Below are 19,824 nucleotides of genomic sequence, written 5' to 3'. Positions count from 1 at the left end.
GTCTATAAATCAATGACTGTTTGCAGACGAATATCTTTGGAAGAAGCGCCAACCATTATGTCAAATGCCCCTCTGGGTACTACAAACTGTCCTTTTTCTACATCCCAATAGCGAAGTTGCTCTTTATTCAACTTAATCTCTACCCGACGACTTTCTCCTGATTTCAAAGGAACACGACGGAATCCCTTCAATTCTTTCAAAGGTACAATTCCTCCGGTCTCCGGTATCCGCACATAAACCTGAGCAACCTCATCGCCATTTCTCTTACCGGTATTCTTTAACCGGAATGAAACGGTGACTTCACCGCCCCCGTCCTTTACTTGCAGATCACTGTATTTAAAAGAAGAGTAACTCAGTCCGTAGCCGAACGGATAAAGGACATCTCCTTTGAAATATTTATAAGTACGCCCTTTGGTTATATCATAATCATCAAACGGAGGCAGTTCATCCAAAGACTTGTAGTAGGTGAGCGGCAGACGTCCGGCAGGATTATAATCACCGAACAATACCTCGGCAACAGCGGTTCCTCCCTGTTCACCCGGATACCAGGCATTCACAATGGCAGGAACATGCTCGTCCATCCAGTTAACAGCCAATGAACTGCCTGCTACCAGAACAACAATTATGTTGGGATTCACTTTATAGATTTCCTGCAGAAACTCTCTCTGATCTGCCGGAAGCTGAATATCATACCGGTCCTGTCCTTCACGCTCTATCGATTTATTGATACCCATCACAGCAACTACCGTTTCACATTCGCGAACCGCTTTCCCGGCTTCTCCGTACAAATCGAGACGAGTTGCCTTGCCTATCTGCGGAACTTTCCATTGCAACTTTGCAATGGCATAATCCCGGTTATCATAATATTCCGCTTTCAACTGGTATTCTTTTCCCGCTTCGAGATAAATGGAAGCGGAATCCGTAGATACGGCATGTGCCTGCCACGCATCAATCAGCATCTGATTATCAATGCTCAGGCGGCAACCGTCATCGGATGTAAAGCTGAAAGTATAGCGACCGGAAACGGTCGGTTTCAACTTTCCCGTCCAACGGACAGACAACGGAGATTTGGGCAGGAACGGATCGGGAGCCTGATTGGCAGGTTCAAAGTTGATCCAACTCTCCTTACGCACTCTCGGTGTACCTTCGAGGCGGGTATTGTCAAAATACTCAGCTTGCAGTCCTTCCGGGAAGTTCTCTCCCTGAATAAGTTCCAGCCCATCGGCAGCCGATTTCCAGGGAGCATAGACGACTTTCACCCGATCGCCCACCCTGTTTCTGATACCTTGTAGTATGGAAACCGGTTCTACTACCGGAGCGCCGCTGTAATCGCCAAATTCACATTTGCCGGCATTGATGCCGACTACTGCGATCGATTTCAGTTTGTCAGCATTCAGCGGAAGCCTGTTTTTCTGATTCTTCAGTAAAACGATACATTGGCGGGCAGCGTCCAGAGCTATCTGCTGATGTTCTTTCGAACCGATCACTGACGGAGAGATTTTAGTATACGGATTTCGCTCCCCGCTATCAAAAAGTCCCAGTTTCATGCGGGCCGTCAGCACATGACAGGCGGCGGAGTCAATATCGGCATCCGATACCATATATTGTTTGTAAGCATTCAATAAAGGGCCGTCATATACATCATCACCGCATTCAAGGTCGAGTCCCGCCTTGATGGATAAAGTGGCAGCCGCCTCCTTCGTCTTTACATATTTATGGGCATTGACCAGCAAGGCAGGTCCGCCACAATCGGAAACGACATATCCCTGAAATCCCCAGTCCTGACGCAACACCTTTTGCAGCAGCCACGGATTCAGCGTGCAGGGCACATCATTCAGCGCATTATAGGCGGACATGATGGAAGCGGCTTTTCCTTCCTTCACACACATTTCGAAAGCAGGAAAGTAATATTCACGCAATTGTTTCTCCGATATCTGTGGATTGCAGACAAAGCGATTATGCTCTTCGTTGTTGGCGGCAAAATGCTTGGGAGTAGAAACGATTTTCAGGTAATGCGGGTCATCTCCTTGTAGTCCGTTCACAAAGGCTGTTCCCATTATTCCACTCAGGAAAGGGTCTTCTCCATACGTTTCCGGTGTCCGTCCCCAACGCGGGTCACGTGCCATGTTCACGGTAGGCGACCAGAAAGTCAGCACATCGCTGAATTGTTCTTTCTGTTCTCTTCCCTGATCCAGCTCGTTCCAACGGGCACGCGCCTCATCCGAGATTACTGTAGCTACCCTTTTCTGCAACTCCGGATTCCAGGTAGCTGCCAGTCCGATGGCTTGTGGAAATACGGTGAAACGTCCGGGACGTACTACTCCATGCAATGCTTCATTGCCATGATAGTACTTATCGATACCCAAACGGGGAATGCCGGGAGAAGTGGCACGAAGCAAACTGATCTTCTCTTCCACCGTCAAACGGGAAATCAAATCCATTACCCGTTCATGCACAGGCGCATTTTCATTCTTATATAGCTCCTGTGCGTGAACGAACGAACAAGACAAGGCTGACAACACACCTGTCAACAAAATCTTTTTATACCTTTTCATCATGATCATTTTTCTATCCTATTTAATAACAAACATGGTAAGCCCCGTACTCTCCCCCATCATTTATCCCAGCTGTCCGTGCGGAAAGGAGATGCCGGCAAGCCTTTCTCATTGTACAGGTTACAAAGGGGGCTATTGGAAAATCCGTAACGTACGGCAAGAGGTACAGCCACTTCACTGCTGGACACAATCACCTTATTTCCTTCAATCACCGCATCTGCCCATACAAACTTACGGTCCGCTCCTGCAATGCCGAAGCCTGTCAGCTTCGTCGGTTTCGGATGAGGCGGTTTTCCTGCCGGGATGTACGGAGAAGTTCCCATCACCAACTTTTTACCCTGATTGGTAAACTCCAAAATGATCTTATTTCCTTTCACAGACATCTTTTTATAAAGAGGCCCCATGCCGACAATTTTCTCTCCGTATGCCAGTTTCCGGGCAGCAAGAGCCAGCCGGTGTCCGACATCATATTTATCTACCGGATGCAAATCGAAAGGATCTCCTACATCGATTGTCACAGCCATTGCCGTGTTGGGCAGATTCAAGGCCTTCAGCTGTCCTTCCCGTACCCAGCGCCAGCCGTTTCCTTCAACGGACGGTTCGGGATCTACCGGTTCGAAATTGGGAAGCTGCACATATACAAAAGGAAAATCACCGATTCCCCATTTCTCTCTCCAATCCGTAATCATCCGGGAGAACAGGGTAGCATACTCCTTTCCAGAGCCGCCGGAGTTAAATTCTCCCTGATACCAGATGACTCCCTTTATACTCAAAGGGATTAAAGGAGAAATCATTGCGTTAAACAGATTGGACGGACCGTTATTTCCCCCATTCGGTTTACGCGGATTGGGCGGACGGGGAACTCTGGGCTGTGGTTTGGGAGGAGCCGGCTTTCCAGCTGCTTGTGCCGCCTGCACAGCTATCGCCCATTCTTTTTGTGCCTGATTCCATTCTTTTCCTACGGTTTTATCCCATTCCCTTACCGCTTCATCAAATTCTTTCTGCTTCTGTGGATAAGTGGCGAGTATTTCCGGATTATCTTTCACATTCTTCTCATACGCAGTTACATAGTGAGCCAAAGCCGGTTCCTGTTTCAATCCGGAAAGGCTGGTCCAGGCTTCTGCACGTGTACCTCCCCATGCAGACTGGATAACTCCCAACGGGCGTCCGTTTGCAGCACGCATATCACGTGCAAAGTAATATGCTGTTGCCGAAAAGCCCTGTCCATTGATCTTAGCCAACATTTCCGGTGTACAAAGCACCCATCTGGCAGCCCGTTCGGGGTTAGATGTTCCCTGAGGAACTTCAATATCGGTCAATGGCTGCAACGACGTATTCTTGGGAACAAAGAACAAACGCAGCAAAGGATCTTCCGAAGCGGCTATATCGTCAGCATATTCTTTTCTTACCTTTATTCCCCATTCCATATTCGATTGTCCGGAAGCAACCCATACATCGCCTACCAACACATCCGAGTAGACAAGTTTGTTCTTACCGGCAATTGTCAGGAGCTGACCCTCTTTCTTCGTTTTTATCGGTTTCAGGTTCACTTTCCATGTTCCGTCAGTGTCAGCAGTCGTTTTCACTTTCTGTCCGGCAAAGACTACCTCTACGGTTTCTCCGGCATCAGCCCATCCAAAGATGGCAATCTTTGTGTCTTGCTGCAATACCATGTGATCACCGAAGATCAGCGGCATCCGTATATCGGCTTTCACCTTTGTCAGCCCAAAGCTTACGGACAACAAGAATATCCATGATATGAAAAGAAGTCGTTTCATTGTATTAAAAGTTAGGGAAATAAATTAGTATTACATAGATACCATCTTGTATTTGGTCGTAAACGCTACAGGCTGCTTATTCTCTTTTGCCAGCTTGAACGGAATCAGTTTTTCTTCGCCCGCTCCCAGTTCATAATGAATGGCATCTCCCACCTTCTTACCATCCACAAACATTTCCACCTTACCGATATCCATCAACGTACCTGTATTTTTCACACTCACCCACACTGTCTTTTGGTTCTTGACAAGGTTCTCTTCTATCTTGGACACAGTAAGATCGAAATTGGCACCAAACTCATGTGTATAATTAAGCATTCCCATGACACCTTTCTTGTTATCACTATAGCCTACACTATGTTTGATCTCATTTTTAGCTACGTAATCGGGACTCATTCCGCCTACCATGATTTTGAACTCTCCTTTTTCCACGACTCTGTCCATCCGGTCATTGAGCAATGAAATATCATACGGAGTCATTTCAAACGAAACTGTCTTCGATTCTCCCGGCTGCAAATGAATACGGGCAAAGTCTTTCAATTCCATAACACGGGTTTTCACACTGGCATACATATCCGTCACATATAGCTGAGCGACTTCATCACCCGCACGGCTTCCTACGTTCTTCACCGTAGCCTGAACTTCCACATTGCCATTCGCCTTTTCCTGTATCTTCAGATTAGAATATTCGAACGAAGTGTAGCTAAGTCCGAATCCGAAACGGTAAAGAGGATAATATTCCATATCTACATATTCGTAACGGCGTCCTGAAGTCTTGAAGTTATAATACAAAGGAAGTTGTCCTACGTGACGCGGGAATGTCATCGGCAGGCGACCGGCAGGATTGTAATCACCAAACAGTACATCTGCCATAGCCGGACCACCTTCTTGTCCCGGCAACCAGTTTACCAAGATAGCCTTGCACATTTCGGATGCTTTCAGAATATCATAAGGACGGCCTGCCTGAAGAATCAGTATCACCGGTTTTCCGGTTGCACAGACTGCTTCCAGCAATTCCTGCTGTTTGCCCGGAAGGATTAAAGTCGCCCAGTCGTTATTTTCTCCACATGTCTTACGGACATCATTGGTCGCTTCACTGGTAGAGCAGTCACCCAATACCATAATCACGACATCTGATTGGGAAGCCGCCTTCACAGCTTTCGGAATATTGGTTTCGTCCGGATTGGTAAAGTCACATCCCTGTTCATAAAGAACTTTGGTCTGCTTGCCCACTGCGCCTTTGATACCGGTCAGAACTGATTTCAATTGTCCCGGCAACAGCTTCGGCGTATAATCGCCCGGTTGAAGATCATCTGCACCGGGACCCAGTACCGCAATCGTACGCAGTGTCTTTGACAAAGGAAGAAGATTCTCTTTGTTTTCCAGCATTACAATTGATTCGCGTGCCGCCTGACGTGCCATTTCCTTATGGCTGTCCGAGTTCCATCCCGGATATATTTTCTTCCAGTCCAGTGGTTTGCAAGGGTTCTTTTCAAAAAGCTCGTTACGGAACATCGTACTCAGCATCGTACGGCATACATTGTCCAGATCTTCCATATTGATACGACCGTCTTTTGCCGCCTGAATCACTTCTTTATTATTGTAAGTATCACCGCAATTAGTTGCAATACCGGCAACCAATGCCTGATTGGCAGCTTCAATCTTATCTTTTGCCGTGTAATGTTTACGAGCTGTCAGATTCCCGATAGCACCACAGTCACTGACGATGAATCCATTGAATCCCCATTCCTGACGCAATATCTGTTGCAGCAGTTCTTTGCTCTTGGCAACCGGAACTCCCATATAATCGGAATAGGCCATCATCAAAGACTGGCAGTCATAATTACGGATCGCATGCCGGAACGGAACCAGATGAATCTCGCGCATTTCACGTTCGGACAAGCCTATATCATGTGAATCACGTCCGCCCAACGGGGCACCATGTCCACCGAAATGCTTGGGAGTAGTAAACAATCCTCTGGACTGGTATCCTTTGATCCATGCACCTCCTATTTGTGACACCAATACAGGGTCTTCTCCGAAAGTTTCTTCACAGCGCCCCCAACGTGCATCCTGCGCAACGTCCAACACCGGCGACCATGCCTGTTTGGTATTGGCAGCCACTGTCTCGTCTCCAATCACCATAGCCACTTCTTCCGTCAGCTTCCTGTTCCAGGTAGCTCCCATCGCCAAAGCCTGAGGGAAGATAGTAGCACCGCTACCATAAGAGAAACCATGCACCGCTTCTACCTTTGTGATAGGAGGCACGTACAAATGAGGAATACCGGGAATGCCCCATCCTTCACGGATCAGTTCCATTTTATCCTCCGGCGTCATCACTGCCAACAAACTTTCCACCCGTTCTTCTACTGGCAGTGACGCATCCATATACCGACGGTCAGTTACTTTTCCCTGACTGTCCGTCAATACCTTTTCTGCCACAAGAACCGAAATTTCTTTCAGAGAGAAAGGTTTATCCAACTTTCCCGACTTAAAATTCAGCTTGACGTGTGCACCGTATTTAGGAGTGAATTTGACTTTCATCTGTTTGTCGCTCCCTTCGATCCGGTAGTTCACGGGAGTTCCCAGATTCATGGGGTCATAAGTGACAAAGATATCCAGTACTTCTTTCAGTTCATTCTTATTGATACCCTGCATCTGAAGGTCCAGTTCACAAACATCTCCGGGCTGCTGAATGGTAAACATCAGCCATTGTTCAGCCTTTAGTGCCTGAGAAGGGATTGTCCACATCGTTTTTACATTCCTGTCAAAGGCTAAAGCAGCATTTTCCGCATTTGCAGAAGCAGATACCGATAATATATCACTCTGTTGCTGTGCCATTGCTACCGAACATGACAATAACCCTACTGCCAATATCCATTTCATTTTGTTTTTCATGCTATGTTCGTTTTTCAACTATTATAAGGATTCTATTTATCAATTGCCTGTGTATGGATCTATCTGTTATTTAGTTTGCTTCACCATTTTTATAGTGCCGTCCGGATTGTAGTACAGTTTGTCCACACAGATAGAGCGCAGCCAATCATGACCGGACAATGCACTGTTGTGATAGAAAGAATACCATTGTCCCTTGAACTCGACAATAGAGCCGTGGTTGGTATAACTATCGGTGGGTTCCATGTAAATTCCCTTGTATTCCCAAGGCCCCAAAGGCGAATCACTGATGGCATAACACATTCGGTTATGCTTTTCTCCGTCGTCGTGATTATCAGAATAAGACAAGTAATATTTTCCGTTATACTTATGTATCCAGGTCGCTTCGTGGAAGTCTGAAAGTCCCTCCATAGTCCGCATGGGCCCATCCAGTTCTATCATATTATCTTTCAGTTTGCCACCTTTGCAGGTACCACCGCCACCATTGTAGATATAGGCCTGTCCGTCATCGTCCACAAATACACAAGGATCGATCATCGGATCCATTCCCTCAATATATCCCTGTACTTTGAATCCCTCCGCAGGCTTGTCACTGGTAGCTACACCGATCTTCCAGCTATCATTCCAGTCTGTTTCGCTGGGATGAGGGAAGTAGAAATAGTAGGTGCCGTTTCTGTAAGCACAATCCGGAGCCCACATAAAACCTCCTTCTTTCCGTCCCCACGGCACTTGGTCGGAACTCAGGATTTCTCCATGATCCGTCCAGTTAATCATATCATCAGTCGAGAATACATGATAGCGGTCCATCAAGTCACATCCACGCGGAGGAGCAATGTCATGAGAAGCGTACACATACAATCTGCCATCTTCCCATACATGCGCTGACGGGTCAGCGGTATACATATGCCGAATAAAAGGATTCGGACTTTTCGTATCCAGCTTTGCACTAAATGCCACAGCTTTTTCCTTTCTTAAAATCTTAGCGGCTTCTCCCACCAATTTCAAATAATGATCGCTTTCCACGCCTTCTTCAAGGGGCACAAATGTACTTTTACCTACGGGAACCTTCTTAGCACATTTAAAGATGGCCGTCCCTTCATCTATTTCATCAAACATAGCCACGTAGATCATTTCAGCACCCGCCCGAATGGCTCCCATCAATTGCGTCCAAAGGAAAGAACCTTTATTGCGGGGAATAAACGAATTATGATCTTTCCCCTTCAGATTTCCCCATGAGAAACCGGGGAAGACCAGCGGAGCATAATCTACCTGATTCTTCTTTGCCCACTGAATATCTTCTTCCACCAGTTTCTGATACTTGGGATAAGTCGTTTCATTATAACGCCCTACAAACCAAGGCATCATGATATCACATTTTCGGATAAGCTCATGCAGGCGGGGATCTGATTCTGTGTCCCCATTCAGTGTACGCCACTGCGTAGGTACTCCAAGCATCACACTGAATCCCTGTGACTTCAAGCCGTCAATAATATGAGCGGCTTCTTTCAGCCCATAGCGACGATTATCATTAAATCCGACTCCCCAAACCGTAACCAGCGGTTTACCATTGTGATACAGATAAGAGGGGTTCTTTGCATGGTCTTTTAAAGAATAGCGTTCTGCTATTTCTGCTATGTCTTTCAGCAACAACTGCTCTTCTCCCGGTTGCATGCCGCTCAGGTCGTACATCACACAGATAGCCCGTTCGTATTTATTGGCAAATTTCATCGCTGAATTCAGTACTTTATTAAAGTGTTTCAATCCGCTTTCGTTCCGTATCTCCGTAATAAAACGCTGCATAAATACTCCGTCCAGTCCATACTCCTGCATCCATTTAAAATGTACATCAACCGTAGATTCATCATGAGAAGAAAAAACATAAGCCGGTTTACCGTCAGCAAAGGAAAACTCAGTCTTATAGAGTTTCTTATACTCCGACACTTCAGGCCAAAGGTCTACCGAGCATGACCCCGGACGAAAACCATTACGTCCATTATAATGATGCCAACCACGGCCCGAGCCGTCACCAGGGGTGTTGAACCACCCCTGATAACCTGCCATGACCAATCCTTTGTAAGAATTATACTGTTTCCCACCGGATTGTGCCATCACCCCTATTGAAAACAATAAACACACCAACAACCAATCAAACCTTTTTACCATGTTATTCTTTTATTTTTCATGTTATGTTATTACGTCTGCCAAAAAATATTTTTCAGCAAAGTAAAGGGGCATCCCTTAATAAATACCACAAAAACGAATTAATAATGACTTAAAATCGAATTAATTGAAGAAAAAGAAGAGTATTCGTAGAAATATTATACAGAAATATATAAATATCACAGATATAGTCCGCATTCTTCGTGCAGACTATCAGCCAAACAGGGCATTTATTATTTATGCGAATCAGTAGTTGGATTTTGTTCGTTTTCGATTCAGATTTGAATCAACCGCCGATTCGCATTAATAGCTAATAAAGCGAAACTAAGAATTAAGTCCGAAGATTATTCTTCTCCTGACCTCGTAAGGAACTCAGTTCAATGACACAAAAAGAGAAAGGAAGTAGTGTAGCGATAATTCATCGATTTACTTAGAAGATACAGAACTTTTCAACATCAGCACCAACATCTGTACGAAAGACATTGACTGATTATGCAGTAACTCCCGATCATTTATTAATAAATTCTTTCACCGTTTATTATAAACGTCCCCCAAGTTTATTATAAACTCGAATTTCGAACTTGCTGCAAGAAATATCAATTTTAGGCAACAAAAAGGGCCGCAATTCCCATAAAGAATCGCAGCCCTTAGCTTGTACCAGATTATCTGACAAGCATTACCCGAAGTGGGAATGCCTGCAATCTGTTATTATATAATACTTATTATCGCTCATTTTTCGTCTATATTATCAATGTTATTGAATTTTCTTCCGGTTTCTATTTACAAATATACAACATAAAAAGCGGTTTGTCAAGTCCTCCATGCTTCTTTCATACATCTGATTACAAATCGTACGGTTTTGGTTCAACTGCTGATTCACATTATTTACTTAAAATTCAAACAGATTTCTTGCGCAGTCGTATCCTTCCTCATAAAATTCCGTCAGTTTCTGTACATCCCGTTCAATCCGGTCCACCATCACCGGTTTCTGCGGACGGATAACGATGATCTTTCCTTCATCTTCCATCTGTTCCACCATTTCCAGCTGTTCATTGTAAACTGCACACCGACGACTCAATGCTTCACGCAACTTCGGATATTTCCGGTACACAAACGATGGAATACGGATATCTTTCGTGTCTTTCCGGTAACCACGATTACGGGTAAGTATAACCACATTACGGGTGTAACCGTCCGCAATAGCTCTCTGCAAGGGAATAGAGTCTACAATGCCCCCATCAAGCATCGGAACACCATCCACATAAGTGACAGGACAAACAAAAGGCAGGCTACTGGATGCCCGGACAATATCAATCACACGGCTTTTATCCCGTTTCTCTTCAAAATAGTTGGCTTCTCCTGTCATACAATTCGTGGTTACCATCACGAAACGTTCGGGAGAAGCAAAGTATGTATCATAATCATAAGGAAGAATATGTTCGGGAAATTCGTTGAAAAGTAAATCAAAGTCGAGAATGTTACGCTTCCTGAGCAGATGTTTCAGGCCGATATAATTGTATTTCTCCAGCAGGTCAATATTACTGAACTTGGCACGACCACGCTGACGGGATGCATACGACAAGCCGTTACAGGCTCCTGCCGATACCCCGATCGCATAAGGAAAACGAATATCATGATCCATTAAATAGTCAAGTACCCCACAAGTGAATACTCCCCGCATTCCGCCTCCTTCAAGTACTAACCCCGTATGTTCATCCAATTTCAAGTCTTTCATTTTTTTCTCCCTTATTCTTATTCCGACGAATAACCAGCAATGATGACAATTCCCGCATCACAAGCTCATCCTCGGATAATTTTGTATAGGAAAGATGGCTCATTACCAGCAATCCATCTCTCTCTTTGGTTACTAATTCTTCTACTCCTGCAAACCATACCACTACTATCTGATCAGCATAATGAGCCAACAAGTCATCTATGCACTGATGAAACTCTTCATCGTCCGTTTCAAAAAGGAAAAGGCGCACCGAATGACCGTTTTGCAACATTATATTCAGATACGAAAGTAGGAATACATCAATCATTCCTCCCAGAACAAAGCTAACCAGTGCTCCTTCCCGATAATTACGATTCACAAATACGGCAACAGGACATTTCACCTGTTCCATTATGTCATCAATCTTATCACGGAAGAGCGTCAGCCATAAAATAGCTCCCGGAGTTCCCGGCATTTCGGGACGGTAATGGCTACCGGCTCCTAAAAGCAACATATCAGGATGCTCTTTGCGAATAAAATGAATCATCTCCTGTACCAGCTTATCCGTCACCCGATAGTGATTGTCCACCTGAATATTCAGTTCGACAGCTCTTTGGTTGAGTAAAGCAAAGCTTTCGCTTTCATAATGCTGGGCATCCAACGGATTCAAATCCGTACCCACTGTATAATGCGCTGCAATCACATGTTCTTTCTTCAACTGCTTCCCGAATAACAAATCATAAATGGAAAGCAGACTGCGCCCGGACTCCGGGCGACCAAAACAAAATATAAGTTTGCGCTTCAAAGATAACTTTTCTTCCCGATGTACAAAGAAACGTTCGACTAAATGTAGCAGCGGAGTGGTCATAAAGGTTGTAACTAGCGCCATAATGACCAAAATTACGAAAATAGACGGGGGAAGAACTCCCATTTCGTAACCAATATTCAATGCCACCAACTCCATCAATCCGCGCGTATTCATTAAGGTACCCACTGTCAGACTATCCTTCCATGACTCACCCACCAGACGGGCAGCTATGGCACAGCCACCGAGCTTACCGACTATGGCCACGGTCACCAGCAGCAAACACACCATCCACAACTCCGGACTATTGATCAGACCTATCTCCGTACGCAAACCTGTGAAAGCAAAGAATAACGGTAGGAAGAAAACCAAAGAAATGTCTTCTACCTTTTCCATCATCACCTTTCGGAAACCCAGATTCGACGGCATCACCACTCCTGCCATAAACGCTCCGAACAAAGCATGAATACCGATAATCTCTGTCAGACAGGAAGAAATGATCAGAATCAACAGGATAAATGCCACAAACGTTTTATTGATCGCCTCCTTATTGGCATACACCTCTCCCACCTTTTTCAGAAACGGACGCACAACCAAAAACATGACTGCAATATACGCTACAGCCAATCCCACAGAATAGAGAGCACTGGCAAAGCTACCTGCCTTTGAAATAGCAATAACAACAGCCAGCAAACACCAGGCAGTCACATCATCATTGGCAGCAGAAGCAATCGCAAGAGTCCCCAAAGGAGTTTTGGTCATATTTCGTTCCTGAATGATACGCGCCAGCACGGGGAAAGCGGTAATACTCATGGAGATGCCTATAAACAAGGCAAAAGGCAGAAAGGGAGTATGATCGGCGGCATACGTTTCGTAAATCCAGTAAGAAGACAGGATACCCAGAAAGAAAGGTACTAAAATACCGGCATGACTGATCACCAGCGTTTCATTTATCTTATTTTTCAGCACACTGAAGTCCAGTTCCATACCGATAACAAACATGAAAAGGATCAGTCCGACCTGACTCAGCAATTCAAGATTGGTCAGTGAATGGACAGGGAACAGGAAATGAAAAGCTTCCGGGAAAAAAAGCCCCAAAACAGAAGGCCCCAAGACAATACCGGCTACGATTTCTCCAATCACCCCCGGCTGCCCGATAAGACTAAACAAATAACCGAAAAGACGCACCATCAACAACACGGCAATAATCTGAATAAGTAACGTCGTCAGCGGATGATGCAGATTATCTTGCATAAATTGTAGAAACATGGCAAAAGGCCCGTCTTGTACCGTGTTTAACGTGTTCGCAGCATGATGTGAAAACCTGTCGCCCTCTTCAATAGCAACATAAATCAACCCTCCAAACAGAAGGAGCATAAGTACATAAATAATATAATTCTTCCGGGCTTTATTCTGCATAAACTTGTTTTTTTGCTATTTGTTGCATAATTATAATAAAAACAAACGAAAAAGGCAGATAGTTTGGCAAAAATAGTAAATATTCAAACAAAATCTTGTTTTTTTGCTTCAATCTATGTAACTTTAGGCTAGCTTAATTGTTTTAAGTAGGAAATTCAAAAAAAGTCCTGCCCGCAGGCAAGCACCATGAGAATACAGTTTGAAATTAAAGAAAAGTTGCCGGAACTCATTGAGGAAATCCTGCATTCTGACAAATGGCAAACTTCCGTGAAGGAAGAAATCAGCGGTCGGACGACCGTCGTGATCCGTGACCAAGCGTATGGTTCAGAAGCAACGATTGAGATTTACGCTCAATCCATCGAAATCAAAACCGCATGGTCAAAGTACTTCTATCGTATATTCGTTGCCAACGATCTTGTCTGGTGTGAATATAACGGTGCCTATCGTGGACTATTGGAACAAGTGCTCCTGCCCACCATCACTCCTAAAGAAAGCCTGCTTGATTCTGATGTTACTGAAAGTTCACTTTATGGACGTGAACATAAGAAGTTAAGAGAATATGCCGAAGACAACCTGAAGCTGAAACAATTCCGCCGGGAAAACTTCAACGAACAGAGGAATGGAACCGCAGCATTCGATCATCCTAAACGGGTTTATGATGAGTTTATAAAAGAAGACTATGTAGTGACACCGAAAGGCAATAAATAATAGAAAAGGGTACCGCTGAGGGTACCCTTTTCTATATTATAAATGCTCTCCCTATCCGCCAGATAAAGAAAACACCCCGCCAGTTACTTCAATTTTGCCTTATAAGTCTTTTCCGAGAAAGTCAGATTCAGAAAAAAAGAAAGTTTCTGCTCTTTAAATCTCCCCGAATTCACCTTCAGTTGATCTGTATATTTCACTCCTAAAGAAAGCGTACTGCGGCTACGAAACTCAAAATTAAGTCCGGTACTCAGATAATAATTCGTTGTCGTCTTATCATGCACTGAAATATATGAGTTGCCCATACCTGCTCCAAGCAATAAGCGTACCGGTTTACTATAAGGGTTCCCCAATGTATAGCTGCCTCCCAACATCAAACGATGTTGATTACGAAAACTTATACTGGAATGCGAAGACTCCAGCCGGCTCCAGTCAACAAATTTATAGTCGATGGAAGCCATCCAGCGCAACGTAGTATAAGACGCTCCGAATCCGATAAACTGCGGCAAACAAGTACGATACTTTTTTCCTTTTTCTTCAATGCTTCCGCTGGAACTGCTACTGCTCACCACATGATCATTATCCTGCATCAAGTCTTGAGAATATCCATATACGACTCCTGCTACCGCCGAACGGTAATGATCCAACTTATAGGTATACTGTAATCCGAAATCGGCATAAATCGTATGTTTATGCGAACTATTACTTTCTGTTGCACTCCCTTGAGTTTCTGTTTGTGAAATACTTCCTCCCACATAAGAAAAGTTTGCACCCAGTGAAAGCCCTTTCCACAGTTCGTGCGCAACGCTGATACCCATTTTGGATAACCCTCCCTCACCTTGGAAAAGTGAAGTCACCGTACTTCCGTCCGTACCCGCCACATCCTGATCGAGCGAGATGGCATACCCTACACTACTGACAGGAGCCATAAAAATAGCTCCATACCAACGGGGGGCTATACGGAATCCAACAGCCAAATTATTAAGATTACCATTCAGAGAATGATTGCTCGCTCCTGACTGTGAATATTTCAGATAAGACCCGCTGACACCCAAATCGAAAAAGAAATACTGCGGCAATAATCCCGTTAAAGAAGCCGGATTGGCACTATTAATCACATTTTCTCCACGCAATGCAATGCCGACTCCACCCAAACCGGAATAAATTCCGCCTTCTCCGGTGGACAATTCACCGAGTCCGAACATGGAAACCGGAGAACTCGTCATATTTTGGGCAGCTACATTCAATAAGTTCGCACCTAGTATAAGGATAGATAAAACTCTTCTTTTCATTTCGTATATGTCTTATAATAAATAGTGAGTGATACATTATTATCATGGTCATTCACAGGGTGTTTGCTATCTCCCAGCACCACTCCCTGAACGGTATTATAAAAAGCATTGTCAGAGAGGAATATTTGCAGTTTCTCACGGCTCTCCCCCGCTGTCCCCAGATTATTCTGAATAAACGAGGTGATATCAAACGAATAGTGAGTATCTTCATAATAGACATTATCTTCCACCAGGCTTCCCGTTTGTACGGTATTTCCCGAGATGTCAGTAATGACACTCTGAGTGGCGTTATTCTGGTCTGCCGTATAAAGAGACAACGATTTCGGTAATGGATACTTTCCGTTATACGTACCTTTGATAGGATATAGCTTGAGTACTGCACTTTCAATGGAAACAAGCCTTCCGGTCTGATTCAGATTATTCAGATAGGGAAATTCGACATTGATATACATACCGGTCAGCCCTTGCAGATACACCTGATGTTCGCTCTCGGAAGAAGGCAGTTCATAATCTGTTCCTGCCTTGAGATTCTCCAAAGGAGTATTAGTACGGTCATGTTCCACCTTGGTGTAGTTCAGTGAAGTGCTGGCATTGAACACTAAGGTCTGTTCCGTAGGCTTCTCTTTCAGTTCATGATAATAAAGGGTAATACAAAAACTCGAATCGTTCACCTGAAAGCCGTTAATGCACGTCCCGTTTTCATCGGGAATAAAAGCTATTCCTTTGAAGAAAGCCCGGAAACGATCCTGAGACTCCATACATTCATCATCTTCCAGCATTAAATTAAACCACTTCTTTCCCCATTCGTCAGGCAGGCGCGTTTCATGTAACTCGTTCCGATAGCCGGGTGTAGGACGTATAGAAACAGAACCAAGATGATTATTCTGATTATAGCTAACGTTGGTCTTATTAAACAGGTAACCGTTATCTTCCAGAGAGAGTCCTTGCGATAAACTATATAAGTCAATACGATGATAGACCAGTGTATCCCCCAGATAATCCCCGGAAGTATACCATTTGAACGTGATAGAGTCAAACTGATAGTCAGTAGTCTCATTAAGTGAATGAGAAGGTACTTGATATTCTGCATAAAACGAAGTTTTTATTTCTCCGTAAAGATCATCCTTAAATCGCCCGATCTGACAGATCGTATCTCCCGAAGTTGCCAGAGAATCGGCTAATAATGTGCTCAGAGTCACCATACATGTATCTGTCACTACATTTATAAAAGAACTCTCTACCCATTTACTTCCAATGGAAGAAGATTCATCCCTACAGGAGAATATTGTACAAAATAAGAGTAATGAATAAAAAAGTGTAATGAATAGTCTCATAATGAATATTATTTTTGAGTTGCAAAGGAACCCCTTTAGGAAAGCATCCCCAAAATTAATCGACTATTTCCCGCTATTTATAGACTCGGTTTTGTTCGATAGAGAAAATAGGGCTATTTGTCGATATCTTTTTTCTTCAACCGCATTGATAACTACATTTGCCCCAAGTTTAAAACGTAATAAAACGAATGGAAATAATGAAAAAACTACAACTGTTATTAGTGTCAATAGCTATGCTATCCATGTTCTCATGTTCAGATGATGATGACGACACATTAGGTGTGTGGTATCGCCGTTCTGATTTCGATGGAAGGGCAAGAGAGGACGCAGCCGGATTTGTGATAGATAACCGGGGATATTTGTGCGGTGGATATCGGGGAAAAGACCAACGGGAAAGAGACTGTTGGGAATATAATATTGATAACGACTGGTGGACGCAATGTGCCGACCTTCCCGAAGAGGCGGCGGCCCGGAACGGGGCTGTCGGATTTGCGATCAACTCCAAAGGATATGTGACTACGGGATATACCGTATACAGAGACGACGATCCATTACATACCGGAGGATATGCATATTTAAAAGATACGTGGGAATATGAACCGGCAACGGACACCTGGAAACAGATGGATGACTACCCCGGAGATGCCCGGATCAACGCCATAGCCTTCGCTATCGGTAATTACGGTTATGTAGGCACCGGTCAGTCTAAAGATGATAAACAGACCAAGGACTTTTACCGCTTTGATCCGACAGCCGCTTCCGGCAACCAATGGACTATCGTCAACGGATTCGGCGGTCAGAAAAGAACCGGCGGACTCTCCTTTATTATCGATAATGTCGCCTACATTGTCGGAGGAACAAATAATGGTAAGGATGTCGATGACTTCTGGAAGTTCGATCCCAGCAAAAGTGAAGAGAACAAATGGGTACGTCTCCGGGACATTACAGACCAGAGCAGTGACGATTACGATGACGATTACAAATCAATCACCCGTACCTACGGCTGTGCTTTTGTCATAGACGATCAGGCATACATCACTTTAGGGCAAACAGCCTCCGGTAGTTTCCGAAGTAATTACTGGATATACGATCCTGCTAAAGACTTATGGCGCAGCAGTGAAACGGAAGATGATTTTGACTACACTCCTTTCGAAGGAAGTTCACGCATCAAAGCGGTTTGTTTCGCTACCGGCAGACGAGGTATTATCACTACCGGAGGCAGCAGCAGCTATTATTATGACGATACATGGGAGTTACATCCATATGAATGGGAAGAGAATGACTAAGAGAAAGATACTCGGATGCTCTGTTGCAGGAATATTGATAGTAATCGCTTGTCTGTCTTTTTCCAAAACATCTTTTTCTAAAACAGATTCTTCTGCCTCTTCTTTTTCAATGGAAGTGATTGAGGTAAACGGAGGATACGGCTATCAAATATCTCACAATAATCATATAACGATTTTTCAGCCTTTCATACCCAGTATTTCCGGTAAAAAACCTTTCATGGAGAAAAGGGATGCCGAACAAGTCGGACAGTTAGTAATGAAACGGATGAAAAGCGGAGAGAATTATACTGTTACTCTAGATGATTTAGAAAGTCTCGGGATCAAAATAAAATAAATGTAGAAAGAGGAAAAGGTGATCACATACGATTGCCTTTTCCTCTTTTTGTATAGTAAAGAAGGTGGGATACAGCATTTTCTACTCTTTTTTTATGCAAAATCTATGCAAGAATATGGAATTCCTCCAAGGAATCCATATCTTTGTAACCAAAACAATTTAATATTAATTTCATCAGAATGAAAAAGAGTATCCTTATCGCTGCCTTAGGCTTGTTCAGCCTGAGCGCAATGGCACAAGACGCAAAACCCGAAGAGGGCTTCGTTTTCACAACAGTGAAAGAAAATCCGATTACTTCTATCAAGAACCAGAATCGTTCGAGCACTTGCTGGAGTTTCTCCGCTTTGGGATTCCTGGAATCAGAACTACTACGTTTGGGTAAAGGCGAATACGACCTTTCGGAAATGTTCGTTGTACACAAAACAATGGAAGACCGCGGAACAAACTATGTACGCTATCATGGCGACAGTTCTTTCTCTCCCGGCGGAAGTTTCTATGACATCATCTATTGTATGAAGAATTATGGACTGGTTCCGCAAGAAGCAATGCCGGGTATCATGTATGGTGATACACTGCCGGTACACAATGAACTGGACGCTGTTGCAGAAGGATACATCAATGCGATCGCCAAAGGTAAACTCACTAAACTGACTCCGGTATGGAAGAAAGGCCTTAGCGCCATCTACGATACTTATTTGGGAGCGTGCCCGGAGAACTTCACTTACAAAGGCAAGGAATATACTCCGAAGACTTTCGCTGAATCACTCGGACTGAAAGCTGAAGATTATGTATCACTGACTTCATATACACACCATCCTTTCTATTCTCAATTCGCTATCGAGATTCAGGACAACTGGCGTAATGGTCTGTCCTACAATCTTCCGCTTGACGAGTTCATGGCTGTAATGGACAACGCTGTAAAGCAAGGATATACATTTGCATGGGGTAGTGACGTCAGCGAACAAGGTTTCACCCGTGACGGTGTTGCCGTAATGCCGGATGCTGCTAAAGGTGCAGAACTTACCGGCTCGGATATGGCTCGCTGGACAGGTCTGACTGCTGCCGATAAACGCAAAGAACTGACTTCCAAACCGCTTCCGGAAATGGAAATCACTCAGGAAATGCGCCAGACTGCTTTCGACAACTGGGAAACTACAGATGACCACGGAATGGTAATCTACGGTATCGCCAAAGACCAGAACGGAAAAGAATACTTCATGGTAAAGAACTCTTGGGGTACAAGTGGTAAGTACAAAGGTATCTGGTATGCATCCAAAGCATTCGTTGCTTACAAAACAATGAATATTCTGGTACACAAAGATGCACTTCCTAAAGATATAGCTAAAAAGTTGGGAATTAAATAAAAGAAATTCCTCCTTTATATAAAAAAGCCTCAGAAGTCAATAATTACTTCTGAGGCTTCTTTTATGGCTGAACACTTACACCTGTATTCACATCCGTGTAATTGGAAAATAACAAAAAGGAAAACAGATAAAAAAGGACGTTCCTGGGGAAAAAGGGGAAATGTGGGAACAGGAACGTCCTTAGAA

At 44.1% G+C, this 19,824-nt stretch carries 12 protein-coding genes; 4 read left to right on the top strand and 8 right to left on the bottom strand.

Features of this window, described 5'->3' with window-relative positions:
• Positions 1–2: 2 nt before the first annotated feature.
• From KTR07_RS19065 to KTR07_RS19040, 6 genes are all read right to left on the bottom strand, one after another.
• A complete protein-coding gene (locus tag KTR07_RS19065; protein ID WP_117981684.1) occupies positions 3–2,564 on the bottom strand; it encodes a glycoside hydrolase family 3 C-terminal domain-containing protein in 2,562 nt (853 codons plus the stop codon).
• Between the two features lie 50 nt (positions 2,565–2,614).
• The gene (locus KTR07_RS19060; RefSeq protein WP_117981683.1) at positions 2,615–4,333 is read right to left on the bottom strand and encodes a sialate O-acetylesterase; all 1,719 of its coding nucleotides are present in this window, start codon (positions 4,331–4,333) and stop codon (positions 2,615–2,617) included.
• A 30-nt stretch (positions 4,334–4,363) separates the two neighbouring features.
• A complete protein-coding gene (locus KTR07_RS19055) occupies positions 4,364–7,228 on the bottom strand; it encodes a glycoside hydrolase family 3 N-terminal domain-containing protein (protein ID WP_181981979.1) in 2,865 nt (954 codons plus the stop codon).
• A 66-nt stretch (positions 7,229–7,294) separates the two neighbouring features.
• Positions 7,295–8,203: a family 43 glycosylhydrolase gene (locus KTR07_RS28810; protein ID WP_309301810.1), complete on the bottom strand. Its 909-nt coding sequence runs from the start codon at positions 8,201–8,203 to the stop codon at positions 7,295–7,297.
• 2,071 nt (positions 8,204–10,274) lie between these two features.
• On the bottom strand, positions 10,275–11,120 hold the full coding sequence (locus KTR07_RS19045; RefSeq protein ID WP_008767761.1) for a patatin family protein: 846 nt from the start codon (positions 11,118–11,120) through the stop codon (positions 10,275–10,277).
• Positions 11,098–13,323, bottom strand: a complete 2,226-nt coding sequence (locus tag KTR07_RS19040) for a cation:proton antiporter (RefSeq protein ID WP_011107975.1) — start codon at positions 13,321–13,323, stop codon at positions 11,098–11,100. Before KTR07_RS19040 ends, KTR07_RS19045 begins: the two co-directional genes overlap by 23 nt.
• A 186-nt stretch (positions 13,324–13,509) precedes the next feature.
• Here KTR07_RS19040 and KTR07_RS19035 point away from each other — a divergent pair, with 186 nt between their 5' ends.
• Complete coding sequence (locus KTR07_RS19035) at positions 13,510–14,031, top strand: hypothetical protein (RefSeq protein WP_008763266.1); 522 nt, start codon at positions 13,510–13,512, stop codon at positions 14,029–14,031.
• Between the two features lie 83 nt (positions 14,032–14,114).
• On the opposite strand, the gene KTR07_RS19030 is transcribed toward KTR07_RS19035, so the two are convergent.
• Positions 14,115–15,320, bottom strand: coding sequence for a hypothetical protein (locus KTR07_RS19030; RefSeq protein ID WP_011107976.1), 1,206 nt, complete (start codon positions 15,318–15,320; stop codon positions 14,115–14,117).
• A complete protein-coding gene (locus tag KTR07_RS19025) occupies positions 15,317–16,654 on the bottom strand; it encodes a DUF4270 family protein (protein ID WP_011107977.1) in 1,338 nt (445 codons plus the stop codon). The genes KTR07_RS19030 and KTR07_RS19025 overlap by 4 nt, the downstream gene beginning before the upstream one ends.
• 197 nt (positions 16,655–16,851) lie before the next feature.
• Between KTR07_RS19025 and KTR07_RS19020 the strand changes: the two genes are divergently transcribed.
• The 3 genes from KTR07_RS19020 (at position 16,852) to KTR07_RS19010 (ending at position 19,638) form a co-directional block, all read left to right on the top strand.
• Positions 16,852–17,940, top strand: coding sequence for a kelch repeat-containing protein (locus tag KTR07_RS19020; protein WP_062695911.1), 1,089 nt, complete (start codon positions 16,852–16,854; stop codon positions 17,938–17,940).
• Positions 17,933–18,274: a DUF4907 domain-containing protein gene (locus KTR07_RS19015; RefSeq protein WP_011107979.1), complete on the top strand. Its 342-nt coding sequence runs from the start codon at positions 17,933–17,935 to the stop codon at positions 18,272–18,274. Before KTR07_RS19020 ends, KTR07_RS19015 begins: the two co-directional genes overlap by 8 nt.
• A gap of 179 nt (positions 18,275–18,453) precedes the next feature.
• Positions 18,454–19,638, top strand: coding sequence for an aminopeptidase C (locus tag KTR07_RS19010; protein ID WP_011107980.1), 1,185 nt, complete (start codon positions 18,454–18,456; stop codon positions 19,636–19,638).
• The last annotated feature ends 186 nt before the right edge of the window (positions 19,639–19,824 follow it).

The organism is Bacteroides sp. MSK.20.82, from assembly GCF_019052485.1.
Lineage (GTDB): Bacteria > Bacteroidota > Bacteroidia > Bacteroidales > Bacteroidaceae > Bacteroides > Bacteroides thetaiotaomicron.
Note: the sequence above shows the minus strand (reverse complement) of the source record. Positions and strands in the feature narration are given on the sequence as shown.

What these genes read in the sequence shown, in the direction of transcription:
- KTR07_RS19045 (WP_008767761.1), bottom strand. Translation starts at nt 11,120, where the DNA reads ATGAAAGACTTGAAATTGGATGAACATACGGGGTTAGTACTTGAAGGA.
- KTR07_RS19065 (WP_117981684.1), bottom strand. Translation starts at nt 2,564, where the DNA reads ATGATCATGATGAAAAGGTATAAAAAGATTTTGTTGACAGGTGTGTTG.
- KTR07_RS19010 (WP_011107980.1), top strand. Translation starts at nt 18,454, where the DNA reads ATGAAAAAGAGTATCCTTATCGCTGCCTTAGGCTTGTTCAGCCTGAGC.
- KTR07_RS19015 (WP_011107979.1), top strand. Translation starts at nt 17,933, where the DNA reads ATGACTAAGAGAAAGATACTCGGATGCTCTGTTGCAGGAATATTGATA.
- KTR07_RS19025 (WP_011107977.1), bottom strand. Translation starts at nt 16,654, where the DNA reads ATGAGACTATTCATTACACTTTTTTATTCATTACTCTTATTTTGTACA.
- KTR07_RS19035 (WP_008763266.1), top strand. Translation starts at nt 13,510, where the DNA reads ATGAGAATACAGTTTGAAATTAAAGAAAAGTTGCCGGAACTCATTGAG.
- KTR07_RS19040 (WP_011107975.1), bottom strand. Translation starts at nt 13,323, where the DNA reads ATGCAGAATAAAGCCCGGAAGAATTATATTATTTATGTACTTATGCTC.
- KTR07_RS19020 (WP_062695911.1), top strand. Translation starts at nt 16,852, where the DNA reads ATGAAAAAACTACAACTGTTATTAGTGTCAATAGCTATGCTATCCATG.
- KTR07_RS19060 (WP_117981683.1), bottom strand. Translation starts at nt 4,333, where the DNA reads ATGAAACGACTTCTTTTCATATCATGGATATTCTTGTTGTCCGTAAGC.
- KTR07_RS19030 (WP_011107976.1), bottom strand. Translation starts at nt 15,320, where the DNA reads ATGAAAAGAAGAGTTTTATCTATCCTTATACTAGGTGCGAACTTATTG.
- KTR07_RS19055 (WP_181981979.1), bottom strand. Translation starts at nt 7,228, where the DNA reads ATGAAAAACAAAATGAAATGGATATTGGCAGTAGGGTTATTGTCATGT.